Origin of the sequence: Gillisia limnaea DSM 15749 (genome assembly GCF_000243235.1) — a bacterium.
GTDB lineage: Bacteria > Bacteroidota > Bacteroidia > Flavobacteriales > Flavobacteriaceae > Gillisia > Gillisia limnaea.
In genome coordinates, this window is record NZ_JH594606.1 from 939,366 (window position 1) to 959,940 (window position 20,575).

Genomic DNA, 20,575 nt, shown 5'->3' on the forward strand with positions numbered 1-20,575 from the left:
AAACTAATTAGTTCCAACAATGATGAGACGCGTAAATCTTAGAAATCCTTTTGGTTCCCAGAGGATAATAGATGAATCCCTTATCCGGGAACATCTGGCATTGGAACGTACTCGACTTGCAAACGAGCGTACTTTGCTATCCTACACTCAGGCATCTCTTTACTTTTTGCTGGGCGGACTGGCTTTATTACAATTAAAGGAATATGCAGATTTGAGGTATATTGGATACCTGGCCCTGATTTTCTCAGGTTTGTTTCTCACAATTGGAATCTGGAGATACCTCTCCCTTAACCGGAAGATGAAAAAATTGCTACGGCCTGAAAACAACGAGGAAAACAACAAGGAAAATAAAGAAACAACCGGGAAAAAACCAGCGTAGAATTTATATACAGTGCTCCAAACTATCGTTCATTATTCTCTTCATTTTATAGTAATTGGGGCCATCGCGTACTTTTACGACAAAAAAAACTGGAAACGCAACTGGCTAATCTTACTTTCAACAATGCTGGTGGACCTGGATCACGTTTTTGCCGATCCTTTATTTGATCCAAACCGCTGCGGAATTGGATATCACCCTTTACATTCTTATTACGCAATAGGCATCTACCTCCTGGGAGCTATCTTTATAAAAAACAGCATTATCAGGTTGATTTTTATTGGACTGCTTTTCCATATGTTCACCGATTTTATTGATTGTCTATGGATGTTTTCCAAATGTGAAGGGTGTTATGAAAATTCAGAAATCTTCAGGGTATTGAATAATTGATTCTGAAGAGATAGTGTGAGGAAATGCCGAAGTTTAGGGGATTAATGAATTGGAAAATTCAGCAGAAAAAAATTATAAAATTTGTACAAATAAAAAGACCTGTCGGGGGAACCACTCCCAACAGGTTTTTCTTCTAAACAACAAAACTTTACGGATTTAAAAAAGCGGCTTCAGCATCAGTGAGCATTCGCGACTGGGTAAGAAACCGTTTTCCAAGGGGGATCTCCAGAGAGAAACTGGACCCCCTACCGTTGGTGAGGGCAACGGTAAGATGGGTGTGTTTCCAGTATTCAAACTGATCATGGCTCATATAAAAAGGTATCCCTGCAATTTCCCCCAGAAGAATATCATTATCATCTATATAAAAATCTTCTTTGGGCAGCAACATAGGGGAAGAGCCGTCACAACAACCTCCGCTTTGATGGAAGATCAACTCCCCATGCTGTTGCTTTAACTGCTGTACGATCTCCTCAGCTTCCTTTGTTATTTCTACTCTTTTATATTCTTCCATCTGGATTTCTAAAAGAACCCTAACTTATTCTTGTCATAAGAAATAAGCATGTTCTTGGTTTGACGGTAATGGTTCAACATCATCAAATGATTTTCTCTTCCAAAACCAGATTTTTTATAACCTCCAAAAGGCGCGTGTGCGGGATAATCGTGGTAACAATTTACCCAAACCCGTCCGGCTTTAATGGCGCGTGGCACCTGATAGATTTGGTGAGCATCCCGGGTCCATACTCCGGCACCCAGGCCGTACATTGTATCGTTAGAAATTTCAATGGCTTCTGCCTCATCCTTAAAGGTGCAAACCGCTACCACAGGGCCAAAGATCTCTTCCTGGAATACCCGCATCTTGTTGTGTCCTTTCAACATAGTAGGCTGAATGTAAAATCCATTGGCCAGGTCTCCTTCTAATTTGGCGGCACCTCCCCCGGTTAAGACCTCAGCACCTTCTTCTTTACCTATTTTAATATAGGAAAGGATCTTTTCTTGCTGATCATTTGAGGCCTGTGCTCCCATCATCGTATTTTCATCGAAGGGATCTCCCATCTTGATAGCGTTTACCCGCTCGATTACCCGCTTGATAAAAGCATCGTAAATATCTTCCTGGATCAACAGCCTGGAGGGCGCTGTGCACACTTCCCCCTGGTTGAACGCAAACAATACCGCACCTTCAATACACTTATCTAAAAATGCATCATCATGATCCATAATAGAACTAAAGAAAACATTAGGCGATTTTCCTCCCAATTCCATGGTCACAGGATTCAGGTTTTTAGATGCGTATTGCATAATAAGCTGCCCGGTAGTGGTTTCTCCCGTAAATGCAACTTTATCTACCCGCGGACTGGAGGCAAGCGGTTTTCCTACTTCGGGTCCAAAGCCATGGAGTACGTTGAAAACTCCCGGAGGCAGCAAATCGGCTATTTTCTCAGCTAAGAAGGTAGCCGATGCCGGAGTTTGTTCTGCCGGTTTCAGGATCACACAGTTCCCCGCAGCCAGAGCGCCGGCAACTTTCCATGCGAGCATCAACAAAGGAAAATTCCAGGGAATGATCTGGGCAACTACACCCAAAGGTTCCCGGATCACGAGGGATAGGGTATTTTCATTCAATTCTGTAGCCGAACCTTCTTCAGCCCTTATAGCAGATGCAAAGTACCTAAAATGGTCTATAGCCAAAGGAACATCGGCATTGATAGTCTCGCGTATGGATTTTCCGTTATCGGCAGTATCCATTTCCGCAAATTCCCTGAGGTTCTCCTGGATCGCATCGGCGATCTTGTGTAAAATTTCAGCTCTTTCAGCCACAGAAGTTTTTCCCCAGGAATCTTTTGCATCATTGGCTGCGTCTAAAGCCAGTTTTACATCTTTTTCGTTGGATCTCGGATATTGTGCCAGGACTTTATTATCTACTGGAGAGTGGTTATCAAAATATTGCCCGTCTACGGGAGCTTCGAATTTCCCATTGATAAAATTGTGATACTTTTCTTTAAATGTAGGTTTAGAGTAAATCATAGGAATATTTATTATTTTTTGTGATTCTAAATATCTATATTTAAACTAATTATAATTTGAACATTTCTACTTTATAATATTACATTTCTATCACATTAGTAAATTGCACCTCGTTTGAATGCTAATCTCATAAAATACAGAAGTACCCGAAAGCTGAACAGCTTTGTTGAAAACAGGACCGTTTACAGTGGGGATTATGCCGAACTCAATGTTTTTGAAACCGGGCAGGTGGCAGAAAAAGTAGCTCTGCAATTTGGCTTCCCCGTTATTGCCAGTATGCTTACGGGAAAAAAGGTCATGCATCTTAATGGTAAACCCGCTTTTGATTTTTATCCCGGGGAGTCTGTTGTACTGCCTTCCAATGAAAAAATGATCATCGATTTTCCAATAGCCACAGGGGAAAGCCCCACCAGCTGCCTTGCTCTGGGAATAGATCCAGATAAGATTAAGGAAACTGTAAACCTATTCAATCACAATACCCGCATTGAATTTGAAAATGACGACCATGCCATAGATGAGACCTCCATTCACCTGGACAATAATGAGCAGGTGCAATATGTCCTGGACCGCATCTTCCATACCTTTTTAAGCGACAATAAGGCTAAGGACGCCTTGCTGGAACTTATGGTAAAGGAATTAATCATACGCCTGCTGCAAACCCGGGCACGAACCATGCTCATAAATAACCCCACTCTTTTTGACAATAACCGCATGGCTTACATGGTTAAATATATGCGGGAGCACCTCACCGAAAATATTACCGTTGATAAACTTGCCAGTAAGGCTTGTATGAGTACTTCCAATTTTTACCGCACCTTTAAAAATACTTTTGGAGAAAGCCCTATTGATTACCTCAACGGACAGCGAATACGAGTAGCCAAGAAACTCATTAGAAACTCTACCTCCAATTTTGCAGAGATCGCCTTCAAATCGGGTTTTAACAATACCAGCTATTTCAACCGGCTCTTTAAACGCCTGGAGAAAGTAACTCCCAATGAATTCAGGAAGAATGAGAAGACCGGGAATTGTTGAGTTTTTTGGTTGCCTGGTTGTCGAGTTTATGATTTAAGCTGTGACTGAATAAATTTCATTATTTTCTTCGTTTCATTCATTGCTATTGGTGCACTCTCCCATTGGTATGAGGCAACACTGGAAACGCAACTGGCTAATCTTACTTTCAACAATGCTGGTGGACCTGGATCACGTTTTTGCCGATCCTTTATTTGATCCAAACCGCTGCGGAATTGGATATCACCCTTTACATTCGGCAATCCCGATCTTCGTTTATGTCCTGGGAGCTATCTTTATAAAAAACAGCATTATCAGGTTGATTTTTATTGGACTGCTTTTCCATATGTTCACCGATTTCATTGATTGTCTATGGATGTTTTCTTACTGTGAAGAATGTTATACATCTTCAGAAATATATAAATGGCTTAATTTTTCAGATTAAAAAAGATTATTCAGTTCAGTTGAAAATCCGACTACTAATCGATGAAAATATCAAACTTTTTTCCCAAATATAGATACATGTATCCTAGTAAGTTTAATTCCCGGCAGCAGTTTCAGAAAGGGCATTTAGGGCTTCTGTGATTTGTAACAAAACAGTTTCATTTCCTGAAATTGAATGACGTTCCTGTAAATATTCCGGGTTATTATAGGATATATTCACCGTTCCATCTGCATCTTCCCAAACCAAGATTTTTTGAGGAAGATCCAGACCTGTAGATTGAGAAGATTGCATCAAGGGAGTTCCTAAATTTGGATTTCCAAAGATGATTACTCTCGTTGGTCTTAATTCCAGGTCAACACTCGCCGCATTTTCACGGTGATCAAGTTCCGCTACAATCTGTAAATTTTCGTTGTCCAGAATGGCATTCCGTAAATTTGAATAGGTCGATTCAAAATCCTCATTGCTAATTTTGGTTATAATTCCTTCTTCCGGATCTGCATTGATATTTGCGGCACTTTTTATTCCTGCATTGGTGGCAGCCTTCACCAAATTTGAAAGCGCATTAGATATTTGACCTAAAGTTGTAACTCCCTGCAATTCATATCTGGATTCCAGGTATTTGGCACTGTTATATACGGCGTAGACCACACCATCTTCATTTTCAAAAAACAAGACCTTTTGCGGTAAATCCAAACCAACAAGTTGATTTTCCTGCATTAACGGAGTACCCAGGACCGGATTTCCAAAAAACACGGTTCTGGTTGGGTTAAGCACCCGTCCTACTGAAATTGAATTGGCCGTATGATCCACTTCTGCAATTATGCTTATAGCCTCATTTGCATCCAACGCCGCAATAAAATTGGCGTAGGTGCCTTCGAAATTATTAGCACTGGGAGAATATAAAGTACCTGGAATTTCCAGGACTTCTGCCGGAAGGATCACGTCTCCGGGTTCATCACCTGCACAGCCCAAAAAGATCCAGAAAAAACTTAGCAACAACACCATCTTATGCATATTTATATGATTATAAAACCGAAAGTTAAGGCCTCCCTTAAAGTTTAGCAATTTTTTAATGAATCTTTAACCGAAGATCAAAAGGATCTGATAATTTTTATTTCTGAAAAATGCGCCAATTCCACTTAATCCCAAATACTTTTTTTAGGTTAAAACTTGTATCTTTACCCTCGTTGAATTGATTTTCATTTTCTTCAAACTTAACCAGCCGAAAATTCATTAATATGCATGTAGCCATTGCGGGAAATATCGGGGCGGGAAAAACCACCCTCACAAAATTATTAGCAAAACATTACAAATGGGAAGCCCAATATGAGGATGTACTGGAGAACCCGTATTTAGAAGATTTTTATAACAAGATGGAACGCTGGTCTTTCAACCTTCAAATCTATTTTTTGAACAGTAGATTTCGCCAGATCCTGGAAATTCGGGAAAGCGGAAAGAAGATCATCCAGGACAGGACTATTTATGAAGACGCCCATATTTTCGCTCCTAACCTGCATTCTATGGGTCTTATGCCTAACCGCGATTTTGAAAATTATAAATCGCTTTTTGATCTCATGGAAAGTGTAGTCGAAGGTCCGGATCTTCTAATTTATTTACGCAGCAGCATCCCAAATCTGGTTTCTCAAATCCATAAGCGAGGTCGGGAATATGAAAATTCAATTTCTATAGATTATCTAAGTAGACTCAATGAAAGGTATGAAGCCTGGGTGCATCTTTATGACAAAGGAAATTTACTTATCATTGATGTTGATAATATAAATTTTGTTGATAATCCGGAACATTTAGGCCAAATAATCACTAGAATTGACGCTGAATTGCACGGATTGTTCTAGACTCCATGTAAAATGAATGCTGCAAAAAACGCCCAAAACATAAGGTTCTGCGGTTTTAATGAAGAATCCTTAATTTAGAGAAATTAACCGGAACTCACATTCTGGCTCCCTTACTTATTTTTTAAGTGATCTCTTTCTTTTTAATCTATTATGGATTAGTCGAGAAGGGGTTTCAGGTACCCGGAATGCCACTGCTTTTTATTTCCGGGTTTCTATTTTTTACGTTTATTGAGTATTTAATGCATAGGTATGTGTTCCATTTACCTGTTACCAACCCAAAGCGCGAAAAATTTGTATACACTATTCACAGTGTACACCACGATTACCCCAAAGATAAATCCAGGCTTACCATGCCTCCCGTATTAAGTTTAATTCTTGCCGCTATATTCTTCGTGATCTACGCAAGTGTAAAGGGAGATTATGTTTTTGGATTTCTTTCTGGTTTCCTTGTTGGTAATACGACTTAATTAGGAGTGCATTATTCTATTCATGCTTTTAATGTGCGGAATAACTTCATAAAAATTCTTTGGCATCACCGCAGCATTCATCACTATCGCAAGCCAAACAAAGCTTTTGGGGTTTCCTCTCCGATATGGGAAGTGATCATTAGAACCATTCCTGGAAAATCTCTAACAGAGGAAAAAGAAATGCATCGCACTAATAAATAGAACAATTTTACTTCAAAAATAGTTGTCTGAAAAGATATTTTTTTTGTGATTAGGTTAACAAAAAACAGTTTCTAAGAATTATTTTAATGAATAAATAAATTTCATCAAGTTTTTTTTTAAAAACAAAGCTAAGAGTTTTAGGAATACGGTTTATCCCAAAAAACCAGTAGGAATGAACATTTGGACTCATTTTATTATTACAATGATTGAATTAAATTTTTTCACATAGTAAAGTTTTAAGCAATTTACTACTGAACCGACGCAACCATTTTATAAATCCTGCATCTATTCGATAGCGTTGTGTTAAGAGTTTAACATTTAAATAGGTCCACTATATTTTCCTTTTTAAGAAATTATTAGGATCTTGAGCGCTGGCTAATTCAAAAAAACAGAGTAATGAAAAAAAGATTAAATGGAATTCTAACGCTATTCTTAGTGTTCGTTGTGCAATTAACCTTTGCACAGCAAAGAACGGTAACCGGTACAGTTGTTTCTGCAGCAGACGGTGTGACCTTACCCGGTGTGAATGTAATTATTCAGGGGACCTCTTCAGGAACCCAAACAGATTTTGATGGGAATTATTCTATTAATGTTAGTCAGGGTGATCAATTGGTTTTTTCTTATATAGGGTTTGAACCAAGAACTGTTCGTGTAGGAGCAGGAAATGTTATTGACGTATCTTTGGAAGTAGATGCACAATCACTTGATGAAGTTATAGTAACGGCCTATGGAACATCCACGAAAGAGGCATTCACAGGTTCTGCCAGTGTAATAGGTGCCGAAGATATCGCTACAAGGAACGTTACCTCACCTATTGCCGCTATAGAAGGTAGGGCAACTGGTGTCCAGTTTACCTCGGCATCAGGGCAACCTGGATCATCACCAAATATAGTGATACGGGGTGTGGGTACAATTAATGGTTCTACAGATCCTTTGTATGTTGTGGATGGCGTTCCATACGAGGGAGCTTTAAACACTATTGCCCAAGAGGACATTAAATCATTTACAATTCTTAAGGATGCGGCTTCAACATCGTTATATGGCTCCAGGGCTGCTAACGGAGTTGTTCTTATTACTACTAAAAGTGGTAGTAGAAGGGGAGGAATTAGAGTAAGTGCCTCAACACAAACCGGTTTAGTATCCCAAGCTATTTCACCCTATGATGAGGTTTCTCCAGGCGAATATTATGAAATTATGTGGGAAGCTTTAAAAAATTCAAGTGCTGGCGGTGGGGATCCAGCTTTTGCTTCTGCAAATATCTACAATAATTTAGGGTATAATCCATTTGACGTGCCTAACGATCAAATCGTAGGGATTAATGGACAACTAAATCCAAATGCAAATGTGATCTACCAATCATTGGATTGGTATGATGTATTGCAAAAAACCGGTGTAAGAAAGAATTATAATGTAAATGTTTCTGGTGGAGGTGATGATCATACCGTGTTTTTCTCTGCTTCCTATTTAGAGGAAGAGGGATATGTGGTAAGTTCATCATTTGACCGTTTAACTTCGCGACTAAGCGCAGAATTTGACGCAAATGACCGGATTACTATTGGAGGTAGTGCCAATATTACAATCTCTGAAGCTGTGGGTCCAAGTTCTGCGGGAACAGGTAGTATTGTCAACCCTTTTGGTTTTGCAAAAAACATAGGTTCCATCTATCCTGTATTTGTAAATGATCTGCAAGGAAACATCGTACGTGATGTTTCTGGGAATCCAGTATTTGATAATGGGGAAGGGTTTCCTGACTTGAATATCGGCTCAAGGCCTATAAGCCAGGGACGTCATGCCTTACAAGAGCTTCTTTTAAATGATGAACGCGATAGAGATAATACGTACGGCTTTAGATTTTTCACAGAGATTGAATTATTAGATGGCCTTAATGTTCGGTTAAATTATGGTAGAGATATCAATGAAGGACTCGAAAAGGAATATGAAAATAACATCATTGGAGATGCCCAGCCAACCGGAAGATATGGTGAGACCAGATTTAGAAGGCAGGTAGAGAATTTCAATCAACTTTTAACATATAACAAGAGTTTTAATGATGTCCATAATTTGGATATTACCGCTGGTCATGAAAGTTTCGACAGGACTTTTTCCAGTAATAGTGGTTTGGCAATTATTCAAGTCGCTGAGGGAATCTTTGAATTTGACAATTTTGCAACTCCTGTTAGTTTGGGTGGTTCTACCACAAACAAGACCATTGAAGGATATTTTGCAAGAGCAAACTATAACTTCGATAATAAATATTATATCAGTGGTTCTGTTAGAAGAGATGCATCCTCGGTTTTCAGTACAGATGCAAGATGGGGTACTTTTTATTCCGTAGGAGGCGCCTGGAGAATAGATCAGGAAGATTTTATGGATGATGTTTCTTTTATTGATCAATTGAAATTAAGAGGGTCTTATGGTGAAGTAGGAAATGATGACTTGGGAGATTTCTTTTTATCCCAGGCTAGATACTCCATAACCTCCAATGCTGGTAACCCCGCAATAATCAATACAGATATAGGTAATGAGGATCTACAGTGGGAGACAGTAGAAAGTTTTGATGTGGCCTTAGAATTTACATTGTTCAACAACTTCTTGGATGGAACCGTAGAATACTATAAGAAAAGTTCTACCGATTTGCTCTATAACTTGCCCATACCCTTGAGTAACGGTCTCAATACCGTACCATCCAATATAGGAGATTTGTACAATTCCGGTTTTGAAGTTGCATTGACAACACATTTGGTAAATAAGAATGATTTTACGTGGGATGTGACTTTACAAGCATCTACATTTAAAAATGAAATCACCTTTTTACCAAACCCAGTCATCCCTACTGATGACGGCTCAAAACGTTTGGCAGAAGGGCGTTCCATATTTGATTTCTATTTGCTCAGGACCGCTGGTGTAGATCCTGCCACTGGAGACCAATTGTTCCTTCAATATGAATTAGATGCCGATGGTGAAAGTGTTCCTGTGCTAGATGCAAATGGTGAAATAGCGACCACTAATGACTGGCAAGCTACAGAAAGGGCCTATACCGGAGATAGTTCTATACCTGATCTTTTGGGTTCCGTAGCAAACAGCATCAGCTATAAAGGGATTTCATTGAATTTTTTAATAAACTATGGTATTGGTGGCTCGTTCTTGGATAACGGATATTCAACTATGATGCATAGCGGGAATTATGGAAGTTCTCTACACCCGGATATTTTGAATGCATGGCGCCAGCCGGGGGACATCACCGATGTGCCGAGGATGGAAAATGGAAACGCAGGCTTGGTTAGAACACAATCTGACAGATTTTTAACTGACGCTTCCTTTGTAACACTTAAAAACGTTAATTTAGGCTATAGTTTTGACACCTATACCATGGATAAATTAGGACTTGATAATTTAAGAGTTTCAATAACTGGAGAGAATTTATATTTCAAAAGTAAGAGAACAGGCTTAAATCCTCAATTTGAATTAGGAGGAACACCTAACGGTAACGACTTTAATCCCTCAAGAATTATTTCTGTAGGTTTGAACGTAGGATTTTAATAAAAATAATAAAACATTCTAATTATGTTAAGAAAAATAAAATTTATGTTATTCGTAATAGCAGCTATTACAATAACGTCCTGTTCAGAAGATTTTCTGGAAACGAAACCAACAGATGCTATTTCTGCTGCTGATGCCTTGGCGACTGCAGAGAACATGGCGCTTATAATAAATGGATTGCATAGAGGGTTGTATGCCCAATCCCAAACGATCTTTCCAGGAGGTAACACCGCGAGGGCGGGTGAACACTACTGGCTTCCACTTGGTGATAATATAGCCGGAGGTGTAATTCATTCTGCGAGAGCCAATAACTTAGGCTGGCAAGACGAAACACGATGGATATCACATACGCAACCAACAGAGCTGACACCAGAACTATTATGGTATCACCGTTACAATATCATAGGAAGTGCCAATGCCGTTATCAATAGGATTGCAGAAGGAGATATTCCTGTAGATGGAAGACTCAATGAGATTGCTGGTCAGGCGTACACGTATAGAGTATATGCGTATCTTTCGTTGGTTCAGCATTATGCCAAGGGTTATTTGATCGGGACTCCATCAAGTGATCCTGGTGTACCCTTATTATTTGCTTCAGAACCGCCGTTTAACAGTGAACCAAGATCAACAGTCCAAGAAATTTACGACCAGATGGAACTGGATATTGACGCCGCTATAGGTTTCTTTGAGGAAGCGACTCCAAGATCTACCGGAAGTGCTGATGCCAAGTCTCAATTGAACATAGATGTTGCTTATGGTCTAAAAGCACGGATAGCCTTATCTAAAGGAGATTGGGCTACTGCAGCATCAGCTGCGGCACGCGCACGCCGGGATTATCCAATAATGGATGAAAGCGATTGGAAATCCGGATTTAATACTACCCTTCTTCCAGAAGTTATATGGGGAAGCAATGTAATAACCACAGAAACCACATTTTTCCGTTCTTATTTCTACCTGATTGCCAACGATTTCAACGGCAGCCAGGTTAGGAATAACCCTAAATTAGTGGATAGAAGACTGTATGATAAAATTCCCGATACGGACTATAGACAAGATTTATTCTTAGCCAATGCTCCCAACACAAATACTTCCGCAGCCAACGGAAATGGGGGTTTTGCCAATAATACCAATCCTTTATATCCTACACAAGAAGCTTTTCAGGCGGCGGTAGACAGTATTAAGAGTGTATATGGTTTGACCAACGGTCACAACACACATCCATATATGCATGTTAAATTTAGGCAGCAAAATCCTGGATCTATAGATCCTGATGATATTATTTACATGCGCACTTCTGAAATGTATTTAATAGAAGCTGAAGCAAAAACAATGATGAATGACATTGCCGGAGCCCAAGCTGCTTTAAGCCCGTTGGGCGAAGCACGTGATAGTGCTTACGATGCGACTGTTTTTGACACTCAAGAAAAATTAATGGATCATATTAAGTTTCAGCGTGGCGTAGAATTATATGGAGAAGGCTTTTTATACACAGATAAAATACGTTGGGACGAAGGTATTGACCATGCCGCCAATGGAGGTTCTGGTGCATCCCAAACGCTTTATCAAGATGGTTTTCAACAAGATAAACCTTCGGTTAATGATGCATGGATTTTCAAAATACCACAAGCAGAAATTGATGCTAATCCTAATTTGGGACCCGGTGATCAAAATTAATAAGTGCTAAATTTTTAATTTTAAAACTTAGTCTTACTTTAAACTCCTTGCATATTCTAATAATATGCGGGGAGTTTTTATTTTCAAGAATTGATACTATTAAATTACTCATAATAATACAATAACCCTGTAACATTATGACGCTTATAATAATTTCTAAAGGAGAATAAATCCGCTTTTTCTGGCGTGTTCCTCGGCCTCTTTAGAAGAGTCGGTCATTAAAACAGGAGTGGTCTCAAAGCTATCAACGATGCTTTGCACCCGCTGCATTTGCCTTTTGTGATTTACGCTTCGTAAATAGATCGCGAGAATCCTTTCCGGAAATTGTACCGCTATATCGGTATAAATACTGGCATCATGTTCCCCGCTATCCCCTATCAAAATAAAATTTAAATCGGGATATGTTCTTAGAATATTGATAATCTCTTTTTGCTTGTGCGGCTTTTCAGGCTTAAGGCTCCTGTCAAAAGGAGTCCTAAAATTCCGAAGCAAAATTGGTCCTTTTGGAAAATTATTGAAATCCAGAAATAGTTTTAGGTACTGATACAAATTCCAGGGACTATTGCTAAGGTAAAACATTGGATTTTTATTTTTTCCGCTTTTTCCCAAATGTAGTTTTTGATAGAGCTCCGGAGCTCCTTTTAAGGAAATTCTTTCATATGCATTGGTAAGCAATGAGTTTTTAAGTAACCTAAGCTTGAAAAAGGATGTTACTCCCGTATGCAAAATCGTATCATCTATGTCGCTTATCACCCCATATTCTGCTTCAGGTTCCGGAATTAAAAGCTCTCCCTTAAAATGGTCTTTTTCCAATTTTGTTTCCGGATGTAGCGCATCTATATATCGAATATCCACTTTTACCCAACCCTCGGCATCTGCTGCCAAACTAAGATCCTGGGGTACTGTTTTATCAAATAGAAAATAGCCTTCATCATCTGCTTTGGTGCTTAATTTGATAAGATCCGGGATTTCAAGTTCAATTTGAGCACCTGCTATTTCGAAGGTGTTAAACTGGCGGATGGTGTTTTTAATGGTTTTAAAAATTGACTGATCTTCCAGGATTTTCAACGGGATATCGTCCAGGGCCCTGCCTAATAAATACAGGTGATTCCTGGTGCCGTAACTCCGATATGGGGTAATAAGCACATTGTCTATTTTCTTATAGAAGCCAAGGGATTTTTTTAGGCGTTTACGCATCTCTAATCGATTTTATCAAGGCTCTAAATTACTTCTAAACTAATAATAACATATAAAATACCTTATAATTTAGGGGTACTTTAGGAATTAAAGGGTTTAGTAATGCCTGTTGGTAGTTTTTCAGATTTATACCGAAGCACTGAAAATCTTTTTAAAAGATCATTTTTTTCCTTCTGATCAACTTTTAAATGAATTTCTGAATTATAGACGGACCGACTTAAATTTTAATAATTTGACAACAGATTTTTACCGCCCATTTTATCCCTCATTGAGGGTTTAACCCGCCTGACCGTCGGGTAGGTTCCCCGTCCCGAGCTACCAGGTAAGAATGTAAAACTATGAAGGGGCTTATAAAAGAAGCGCATTACAAGATAGAGGAAGATGCGGTGAAAAAAGCAGAATTTATTGCAGATGCTTACCGCGTTGAGCATTATGAAATTTCCCTCTAGGGAAGTGCGGTGAGATATGCCAAGGAACTTGGACATGCAGACATTGCTAAAAAGCTTCAAAAAACATTGGATGAAGGGTACGAGGCAGATGAAAAGCTGAATAAGATGGTGGAAAATCGGCTAAATAAAAAAGCGGAATAACTTTCCGCTAACTATAAAAGAGCCCAATAAGGGCTCTTTTCTTATTCTTTGAAAAAAGGAATTTCTTCTACAGTTTGTCAATTTGAGATCTCACTTCGGCTTCTGTTCCTCTAAAAGTTTTCACCTGAACATCGGTTTTCCCGTTTTCCATAGTTGTAATTCTAACACTAGCAACGGTTTCCTCACCCTCAGTAGTCATTTTCACCTGAACTTCTTTGGAAATGGATTGCTCACCATTTGAAAGAGAATTCGAGTCAATGGTTTGGATCATTCCAGATTCCTCAGGAAGATTTGGAATATCCTCCACAGAATGATCTCCTAAAATTGGAGCGATCACTAAACCTATCAAACAGGTAAGCTTAATAAGTATGTTCATAGAGGGTCCTGAGGTATCTTTAAAAGGATCTCCTACGGTATCTCCGGTAATAGCTGCCTTATGAGCTTCAGAGCCTTTGTAGGTCATTTCCCCATCGATCAATACACCTGCTTCAAAAGATTTTTTGGCATTGTCCCAGGCTCCACCCGCGTTGTTCTGGAAAATTGCCCAAAGCACACCACTTACGGTTACCCCGGCCATATATCCTCCTAAGATCTCGGCGATCATTAAATTCTCAAATCCAAAAAGCATTGGAATAACCACAATAGCTATTGGAAATCCTATAGTTAAAACGCCCGGCAATAACATTTCTCTTAAGGCTGCCTTTGTAGAAATTGCAACACATTTATCATATTCCGGTTTTCCAGTACCTTCCATTATTCCGGGAATTTCCCTGAATTGTCTTCGAACTTCATTCACCATTTGCATCGCTGCTTTCCCTACAGAATTCATTGCCAATGCCGAAAATACCACCGGTACCATTCCACCTACAAATAACATGGCCAACACGGGAGCTTTAAAAATATTGATCCCATCTATTCCGGTAAAGGTTACATAGGCTGCAAATAAAGCCAAAGAGGTAAGTGCGGCAGAAGCGATCGCGAAACCTTTCCCGGTAGCTGCAGTAGTATTTCCTACAGAATCCAGGATATCTGTTCGCTCTCTTACTTCAGCAGGAAGTTCGCTCATTTCAGCAATTCCACCTGCATTATCAGAAATAGGACCAAAAGCATCAATTGCAAGTTGCATAGCAGTAGTAGCCATCATTGCCGATGCAGCCAGGGCAACTCCATAAAACCCTGCAAGTGCATAAGAAGCCCAGATAGCAGCGGCAAAAAGAAGTATTGATGAAAAAGTAGAGATCATCCCTGTAGCAAGACCGGCAATAATATTTGTTCCGGCACCGGTACTCGATTTTTGTACGATCGATAAAACTGGTTTTTTACCCAGGCCTGTATAGTATTCGGTCACGGCAGAGATAAATCCACCTACTCCCAGACCTACCAAAGTGGCATAGAATACCCGCATAGAGGAGATCGTTTTATATTCAAATCCTTCTTCCCCTCCAATAAAGAAGCCCATTGTCATTGTGTTTGTAGGTAACATCCACTGCACGAGAAAAAAGCAGGAAACCGCCACCAAAGCTATAGATACCCAGTTCCCTATGTTCAGGGCCCGCTGTACTTCAGCTTCTTTCGCATTGTTATTAGAGATCTTTACCAGTAAAGTTCCAATAATTGAAATAATAATTCCTACACCTGCAATAGACATTGGAAGTAATATAGGTCCAATTCCACCGAAACCTTCATTTACAATATTTCCGCCCATATCCTGAATAACATAATTACCCAGAACCATGGCCGCTAAAACCGTGGCTACATAACTTCCGAAGAGGTCGGCTCCCATTCCGGCTACATCTCCAACATTATCCCCCACATTGTCTGCAATAGTTGCAGGGTTACGCGGATCATCTTCAGGGATTCCAGCTTCCACTTTTCCAACAAGATCGGCACCTACATCTGCAGCTTTGGTGTAAATACCACCACCCACTCTTGCAAAAAGCGCAATGGATTCAGCTCCCAGAGAAAAACCTGCCAGAGTTTCCAGCACAATGGTCATTTGAGCGTTACTGGTCCATTCCCCTCCCATAAAATAGTGAAAGAAAAATATGAAAAATGCGGTAAGTCCAAGAACTGCTAGACCTGCAACTCCCAATCCCATCACGGTTCCACCACCAAAAGAAACTTTAAGTGCCTGAGGTAAACTGTTACGGGCGGCCTGAGTAGTCCTTACATTGGTTTGGGTAGCAATTTTCATCCCCATATTTCCTGCAAGTGCAGAAAAGAAAGCCCCAAATATAAATGCGACTACAATTAGCCAGTGTGTGGTAGGTACAATGACAGAAACCCCAGCCAAAACAATACTGGCGCCTATAACAAAAAAGGTTAATAATTTATATTCAGCATTTAAAAAAGCAAGGGCTCCTTCATAAATGTGAGATGCAATATCCTTCATTTTTCCGTCTCCGGCATCTTGCTTCATCACCCAAGATCTTTTTACCCACATAAAAATAAGACCTAAAATTGCCAGTAACACCGGCAAATAAATAATCATTGAATCCATATTAGTTGTTAATTATTAGTTAATATGGCTAATGTAGTAAAACAGGGATAATTAAAAAAGCAATAATCTTTTAGGTTATTGCTTTTAATTCTACCAGTGGGTTTAATTCCCCGATGCCCGTACTTCGAAAATCTTTATATTTCTTCTTTTAACAAAGTTATTGAGCCCTAAGTAATTGATTATTTGATTTTTAAAAAATCAATGGACTATATTCTAAATCTGCTTTTATCCCCATCGTAATTTTCATATCGCTCTATACATTGCTTAATGATCTTTTTTGCCTCGGCAGCATCTCCAAATCCACCAACATCGACTTTCTTTTTCTCAAGATCCTTATAAACCCTGAAAAAATGCTCGATCTCTTTCAATAAATGCCCGTTGAGTTCATCCAAATCGTTAAGTCGGTTCCAGATAGGATCTGAAACAGGAACACAAATAATTTTCTCATCCGGTCCTTTTTCATCTGCCATATGGAAAACACCAATTGGCTTCACTTCCATTACAATTCCAGGGAAGGTAGGTTCTGCTACCAAAACCAATACATCCAGAGGGTCACTATCCAAAGCCAATGTATTAGGAATAAATCCATAATCTGCCGGATACATCATAGAAGAAAAGATCATCCTGTCATACCGGACCTTCTTCAATTCAAAATCATATTCATATTTGTTTCTACTTCCCTTCGGGATCTCAATCAACACATCAAAAGTATCGTTCATTTTCTTTTTTTTTATTCTTTTTTCAAGGCGGCAAATATAGGTATTTACATCTTTATTACCATTAATTAAAAGTGAAAACCGAACGTAGCTGTAACCCCAAATTTTCGGGCATCCGGGATATCAAAATAATTTCCCCGGAAATGGGCATCCAGTCTCAGGAACTTAAAGATATTTCCCACCCCCAAACTATACTGCCAGTATGGTTCATCATTTGGTGCGATCAATGGAATTCCCGATGCATCCAGACGTTTATTTTCTTCAGAAATTGATCCCAGAACCCCTTTTATTCCTACTATTTCACGGAGATTCAAATTCCGTAAACCGGGAATTCTCGCAAATAATCTCCCATTAAAGTTGTGTTCCAAATGCACAGCCACGTAAGTATCTGTTACAAATTCATAGAAATTCAATAATGCAAATGAATTATATAGCGCGAAATAGGTCTGGTTTCCGGGTACAACACTTAATAAACCCAGAGGAACAGCACCAAAAGTTTTTCCGGCTTCCATGCTTACATTGGATTTACCAAACCCTCCAATAAAAATTGGCTGATCATAAAAAAACTGAAGTCGTTTATAATCGAAATCACTGTTCAAAACATCCTTTACCCCTAGGCTGTAACTTAAAAAGAGGGTTGGAAAATCCCCACCATTCACCACTGTTCTTTCTACCCCATAACTTGAAGTTTTTCGTCCCGGGGAATAATTGATAATCGTCGATATTTCAGCCTGATCAATCTCTGTAGACGTTTGGGTGCGGGCTTCATTTACGTAATAATCCAGGCTAAACCCGGGTGAAGCCGGTTTTAAATTTCTGAAGGATCCCGAAACCCGTACTGTAAAATTTAGAAGAGGTTCCATTTCTATAGAAATAACCGAAAGATTTAATTCGCTTAATTTATCATTATCCCCAACATTGATAAGAGAAGATGAAGCCAGGCTTCTTCCCAGGACATCCGTAGAATTGGTGAGACTGGTCCCTAACTGTTCCACGTCCCGACGGGTTCCGGCAGAAACTATCAACCTGGATTTTTTATCCAGTAACCAGCTTCCTAAAATTCCATATTTGAATTTTTGATCCCTAAAACCATAGGCACCATAACCCTGAATTCTCCATGGATCATTTTGCCCAAAATAAGTTCTTCCTCCCGCTCTCAATCTAAAACCTTCTACCTCATTATATCCGAAAGTAGAAAAAACAGGCCCAAAATCCCAGCCATTAAATTCTACGTAACCGGATTCTGCAATTGTTGCGATATTATAAAGCCTCTTAAAAGCCTTAACCGTTTGCAGGGTATCTATCATTTTATAAACCGCACGCTCCTGTCCGCTCAAGGGCTCCATCCTGTTTTGAATCCAAAAATCGTCATCCCTGGTATACGCTTCTTTCTGGAATTCGACCACTTCCTTCCGGTAAAATTCTGAAGGTTTTTTAAGGTCAAATTGATAATCATCATATAATATTGTTTTTTTCCCAGAGATCCCACGGGATCCCTCTTTCTCCTGAAAGGAAAAATCTGCCTGGAAAAAATCCTTGGTAATAAGAAAAACAGAATCGTTCAGGACTTCAAACTCCTGCTCAATATATACCCCGGTAATCCAATTTACATTGGCACTCTCGGTCATTTCAAGGTTGATCTTATTAACGGCCCAGGTAGTATCATTTACCCAAAAATCCCCTTTAAAGGTGAGTTCGTTTTTCCTGCGGGGATAATATTGAATGTTGTAACACCACCTATTACCTAAATAAGCACTGTCTTTGAGAACATAGTTGTAATTGTTGATTCCTGTTGTGGACAGTGGACTGATAAAACTTTTATCAAAAAACTGCAAATAGTTGTCATAGATATCATAGTCGTCATAAATATCCTTTACCATTGCGATCAGGTTCTGGTTTTCATTGAAACCGGAGTTCTTGTTCCCCAAAAGATCGACGCGTTTTTTTCCGGTTGTGTTATCTCCATATACTTTAAGAGAAGATTCATTTATGAAGATGGGTAAATATGCTTTTCCGGTGACCTTATTGGTATCAAGATTATCAAAAATGAATTCCATTCCATTGAATATGGGATTTTTGATAACGGAACTGTCGACGGAATTAAGGTCAAATTCCAGCTTTTCGTATTTCCGAAACTGGTACTGTGCAAATTTGTTTACTCCGTTATCCCTTTTGTTTTCCCAGATCTTCCGAAGAATATCAAGTGCCGGATTATTGGTTTTGGAAGTTTTCCCCTGGTAGATCGTCACTTCCGATAACCGCTCTGAGGCTTCGGTTAAAACCACCTTCAAATTTAGATTATCACCTTTCTTCAGAGGAATTACCAAGGTTTCATATCCTACATAGGAAAATTCTGCTGAATCCTGATATTTTCCGGACGTTAAATAAAACTGTCCCTGCAAATTGGAGGTGGTTCCTTCAGAAGAATTTAGAAAAACAACATTCGCAAAAGGTACCGGGGTTCCAGTCTCGTCCTTTACAATTCCACTAATTCGAGTTTGCGCAGAAGAGATAAAAAAAGCAGATAAAACAAAGATAAAGGGGAGAATCTTTTTCATAAAAGGGCAAAAAAAAACTTCATCCGTAAGAGATGAAGTTTCAAATGTAGGTCTATAAGTTTACTTGTAAAGCACCTTTTTAACAGCTTTAACAACATCGGTGCTATTTGGTATCCATTCTTTTAAAAGAACCGGAGAATACGGCGCCGGCGTATCGGCAGTATTGATCTTGATTATTGGAGCATCCAGGTAATCGAAGGCATGCATTTGTACCTGGTAGGTAATTTCTGTGGCGATATTCCCAAAAGGCCATGCTTCTTCCAGGATCACAAGACGGTTTGTTTTTTTAACCGACTTAAGAATGGTTTCGCTGTCCATTGGCCGAATTGTACGCAAATCGATGATCTCACACGAAATACCCTCTTTTTCCAATTCATCTGCAGCTTTATAAGCTTCCTTGATTATTTTTCCAAAGGAAACGATAGTAACATCGGTTCCTTCTCTTTTTATATCGGCAACACCTATTGGAATGGTGTATTCTTCTTCTGGGACTTCTCCCTTATCTCCATACATTTGCTCACTTTCCATAAAAATAACAGGATCGTCATCACGAATGGCCGATTTTAAAAGTCCTTTTGCATCATAAGGATTGGAAGGCACCACTACTTTTAGCCCTGGACAATTGGCAAACCAGCTCTCAAATGCCTGAGAGTGTGTTGCTCCCAATTGACCTGCAGAAGCTGTAGGTCCACGAAAAACGATTGGAATGTTGAATTGCCCACCGCTCATTTGTCTCAATTTAGCAGCGTTGTTTATAATTTGATCAATTCCTACCAAAGCGAAGTTAAAGGTCATATACTCAACAATGGGCCTGTTGCCGTTCATTGCACTTCCAATGGCAATCCCGGAGAAACCAAGCTCTGCAATTGGGGTATCTATTACTCTTTCAGGACCAAATTCGTCCAACATTCCTTTGGAAGCTTTATAGGCACCGTTGTATTCTGCTACTTCTTCTCCCATTAAGTAAATGCTGTCATCTAATCGCATTTCCTCGCTCATGGCTTGTTGTATGGCTTCTCTAAACTGAATTGTCTTCATTAT

Annotated in this window: 16 protein-coding genes and 1 pseudogene; 9 read left to right on the plus strand and 8 right to left on the minus strand. The window is 39.4% G+C overall.

Going from position 1 to position 20,575, the window contains the following annotated elements; genetic code table 11:
• Positions 1-19 precede the first annotated feature (19 nt).
• Positions 20-379: a DUF202 domain-containing protein gene (locus GILLI_RS05930; protein WP_006988200.1), complete on the plus strand. Its 360-nt coding sequence runs from the start codon at positions 20-22 to the stop codon at positions 377-379.
• A gap of 12 nt (positions 380-391) precedes the next feature.
• Positions 392-766 carry a DUF6122 family protein gene (locus GILLI_RS05935; protein WP_006988201.1) on the plus strand — a complete coding sequence of 125 codons (375 nt, stop codon included), beginning with the start codon at positions 392-394 and terminating at the stop codon, positions 764-766.
• A gap of 148 nt (positions 767-914) precedes the next feature.
• Here the strand turns inward: GILLI_RS05935 and GILLI_RS05940 are convergent, their stop codons facing one another.
• A complete protein-coding gene (locus GILLI_RS05940; RefSeq protein ID WP_006988202.1) occupies positions 915-1,277 on the minus strand; it encodes a DUF779 domain-containing protein in 363 nt (120 codons plus the stop codon).
• Positions 1,278-1,285: 8 nt separating this feature from the next.
• On the minus strand, positions 1,286-2,785 hold the full coding sequence (locus tag GILLI_RS05945; protein ID WP_006988203.1) for an aldehyde dehydrogenase family protein: 1,500 nt from the start codon (positions 2,783-2,785) through the stop codon (positions 1,286-1,288).
• Between the two features lie 114 nt (positions 2,786-2,899).
• On the opposite strand from GILLI_RS05945, the gene GILLI_RS05950 reads away from it, so the two are divergent.
• Together GILLI_RS05950 and GILLI_RS05955 are read left to right on the plus strand one after the other, a co-directional pair.
• Positions 2,900-3,817: an AraC family transcriptional regulator gene (locus tag GILLI_RS05950; RefSeq protein ID WP_006988204.1), complete on the plus strand. Its 918-nt coding sequence runs from the start codon at positions 2,900-2,902 to the stop codon at positions 3,815-3,817.
• 106 nt (positions 3,818-3,923) lie between these two features.
• Positions 3,924-4,238: a DUF6122 family protein gene (locus tag GILLI_RS05955; RefSeq protein ID WP_245545605.1), complete on the plus strand. Its 315-nt coding sequence runs from the start codon at positions 3,924-3,926 to the stop codon at positions 4,236-4,238.
• A gap of 93 nt (positions 4,239-4,331) precedes the next feature.
• Here GILLI_RS05955 and GILLI_RS17640 read toward each other — a convergent pair whose 3' ends face one another.
• Entirely contained in the window at positions 4,332-5,252 is a 921-nt protein-coding gene (locus GILLI_RS17640) for a DUF302 domain-containing protein (protein WP_050855584.1), read from the minus strand.
• Positions 5,253-5,476: 224 nt separating this feature from the next.
• On the opposite strand from GILLI_RS17640, the gene GILLI_RS05965 reads away from it, so the two are divergent.
• From GILLI_RS05965 to GILLI_RS05980, 4 genes are all read left to right on the plus strand, one after another.
• A complete protein-coding gene (locus tag GILLI_RS05965) occupies positions 5,477-6,091 on the plus strand; it encodes a deoxynucleoside kinase (RefSeq protein ID WP_006988206.1) in 615 nt (204 codons plus the stop codon).
• Positions 6,092-6,276: 185 nt separating this feature from the next.
• Positions 6,277-6,558 (plus strand): sterol desaturase family protein, encoded by a 282-nt coding sequence (locus tag GILLI_RS18845; protein WP_280985186.1) that lies wholly within the window; start codon positions 6,277-6,279, stop codon positions 6,556-6,558.
• A 597-nt stretch (positions 6,559-7,155) separates the two neighbouring features.
• Positions 7,156-10,299 carry a SusC/RagA family TonB-linked outer membrane protein gene (locus tag GILLI_RS05975; RefSeq protein ID WP_006988208.1) on the plus strand — a complete coding sequence of 1,048 codons (3,144 nt, stop codon included), beginning with the start codon at positions 7,156-7,158 and terminating at the stop codon, positions 10,297-10,299.
• 24 nt (positions 10,300-10,323) lie between these two features.
• The gene (locus GILLI_RS05980; protein ID WP_006988209.1) at positions 10,324-11,973 is read left to right on the plus strand and encodes a RagB/SusD family nutrient uptake outer membrane protein; all 1,650 of its coding nucleotides are present in this window, start codon (positions 10,324-10,326) and stop codon (positions 11,971-11,973) included.
• 156 nt (positions 11,974-12,129) lie between these two features.
• Here the strand turns inward: GILLI_RS05980 and GILLI_RS05985 are convergent, their stop codons facing one another.
• Positions 12,130-13,170: an App1 family protein phosphatidate phosphatase gene (locus GILLI_RS05985; RefSeq protein WP_006988211.1), complete on the minus strand. Its 1,041-nt coding sequence runs from the start codon at positions 13,168-13,170 to the stop codon at positions 12,130-12,132.
• Between the two features lie 338 nt (positions 13,171-13,508).
• Here GILLI_RS05985 and GILLI_RS18005 point away from each other — a divergent pair.
• Positions 13,509-13,760: pseudogene (locus GILLI_RS18005) on the plus strand (YciE/YciF ferroxidase family protein).
• Between the two features lie 67 nt (positions 13,761-13,827).
• Here the strand turns inward: GILLI_RS18005 and GILLI_RS05995 are convergent.
• From GILLI_RS05995 to GILLI_RS06010, 4 genes are all read right to left on the minus strand, one after another.
• A complete protein-coding gene (locus tag GILLI_RS05995) occupies positions 13,828-16,260 on the minus strand; it encodes a sodium-translocating pyrophosphatase (RefSeq protein WP_006988212.1) in 2,433 nt (810 codons plus the stop codon).
• 206 nt (positions 16,261-16,466) lie between these two features.
• Positions 16,467-16,979 (minus strand): inorganic diphosphatase, encoded by a 513-nt coding sequence (locus GILLI_RS06000; RefSeq protein ID WP_006988213.1) that lies wholly within the window; start codon positions 16,977-16,979, stop codon positions 16,467-16,469.
• Positions 16,980-17,044: 65 nt separating this feature from the next.
• Positions 17,045-19,534, minus strand: a complete 2,490-nt coding sequence (locus GILLI_RS06005; RefSeq protein ID WP_006988214.1) for a DUF5686 and carboxypeptidase-like regulatory domain-containing protein — start codon at positions 19,532-19,534, stop codon at positions 17,045-17,047.
• Between the two features lie 60 nt (positions 19,535-19,594).
• A complete protein-coding gene (locus tag GILLI_RS06010; protein ID WP_006988215.1) occupies positions 19,595-20,572 on the minus strand; it encodes a pyruvate dehydrogenase complex E1 component subunit beta in 978 nt (325 codons plus the stop codon).
• Between the last annotated feature and the right edge of the window lie 3 nt (positions 20,573-20,575).

Excerpts from the sequence above, each read along its gene's own strand:
- GILLI_RS05930 (WP_006988200.1), top strand. The coding sequence starts at position 20 with ATGATGAGACGCGTAAATCTTAGAAATCCTTTTGGTTCCCAGAGGATA.
- GILLI_RS05940 (WP_006988202.1), bottom strand. The coding sequence starts at position 1,277 with ATGGAAGAATATAAAAGAGTAGAAATAACAAAGGAAGCTGAGGAGATC.
- GILLI_RS05945 (WP_006988203.1), bottom strand. The coding sequence starts at position 2,785 with ATGATTTACTCTAAACCTACATTTAAAGAAAAGTATCACAATTTTATC.
- GILLI_RS05955 (WP_245545605.1), top strand. The coding sequence starts at position 3,924 with ATGAGGCAACACTGGAAACGCAACTGGCTAATCTTACTTTCAACAATG.
- GILLI_RS17640 (WP_050855584.1), bottom strand. The coding sequence starts at position 5,252 with ATGCATAAGATGGTGTTGTTGCTAAGTTTTTTCTGGATCTTTTTGGGC.
- GILLI_RS05965 (WP_006988206.1), top strand. The coding sequence starts at position 5,477 with ATGCATGTAGCCATTGCGGGAAATATCGGGGCGGGAAAAACCACCCTC.
- GILLI_RS18845 (WP_280985186.1), top strand. The coding sequence starts at position 6,277 with ATGCCACTGCTTTTTATTTCCGGGTTTCTATTTTTTACGTTTATTGAG.
- GILLI_RS05975 (WP_006988208.1), top strand. The coding sequence starts at position 7,156 with ATGAAAAAAAGATTAAATGGAATTCTAACGCTATTCTTAGTGTTCGTT.
- GILLI_RS05980 (WP_006988209.1), top strand. The coding sequence starts at position 10,324 with ATGTTAAGAAAAATAAAATTTATGTTATTCGTAATAGCAGCTATTACA.
- GILLI_RS05985 (WP_006988211.1), bottom strand. The coding sequence starts at position 13,170 with ATGCGTAAACGCCTAAAAAAATCCCTTGGCTTCTATAAGAAAATAGAC.
- GILLI_RS05995 (WP_006988212.1), bottom strand. The coding sequence starts at position 16,260 with ATGGATTCAATGATTATTTATTTGCCGGTGTTACTGGCAATTTTAGGT.
- GILLI_RS06000 (WP_006988213.1), bottom strand. The coding sequence starts at position 16,979 with ATGAACGATACTTTTGATGTGTTGATTGAGATCCCGAAGGGAAGTAGA.
- GILLI_RS06005 (WP_006988214.1), bottom strand. The coding sequence starts at position 19,534 with ATGAAAAAGATTCTCCCCTTTATCTTTGTTTTATCTGCTTTTTTTATC.
- GILLI_RS06010 (WP_006988215.1), bottom strand. The coding sequence starts at position 20,572 with ATGAAGACAATTCAGTTTAGAGAAGCCATACAACAAGCCATGAGCGAG.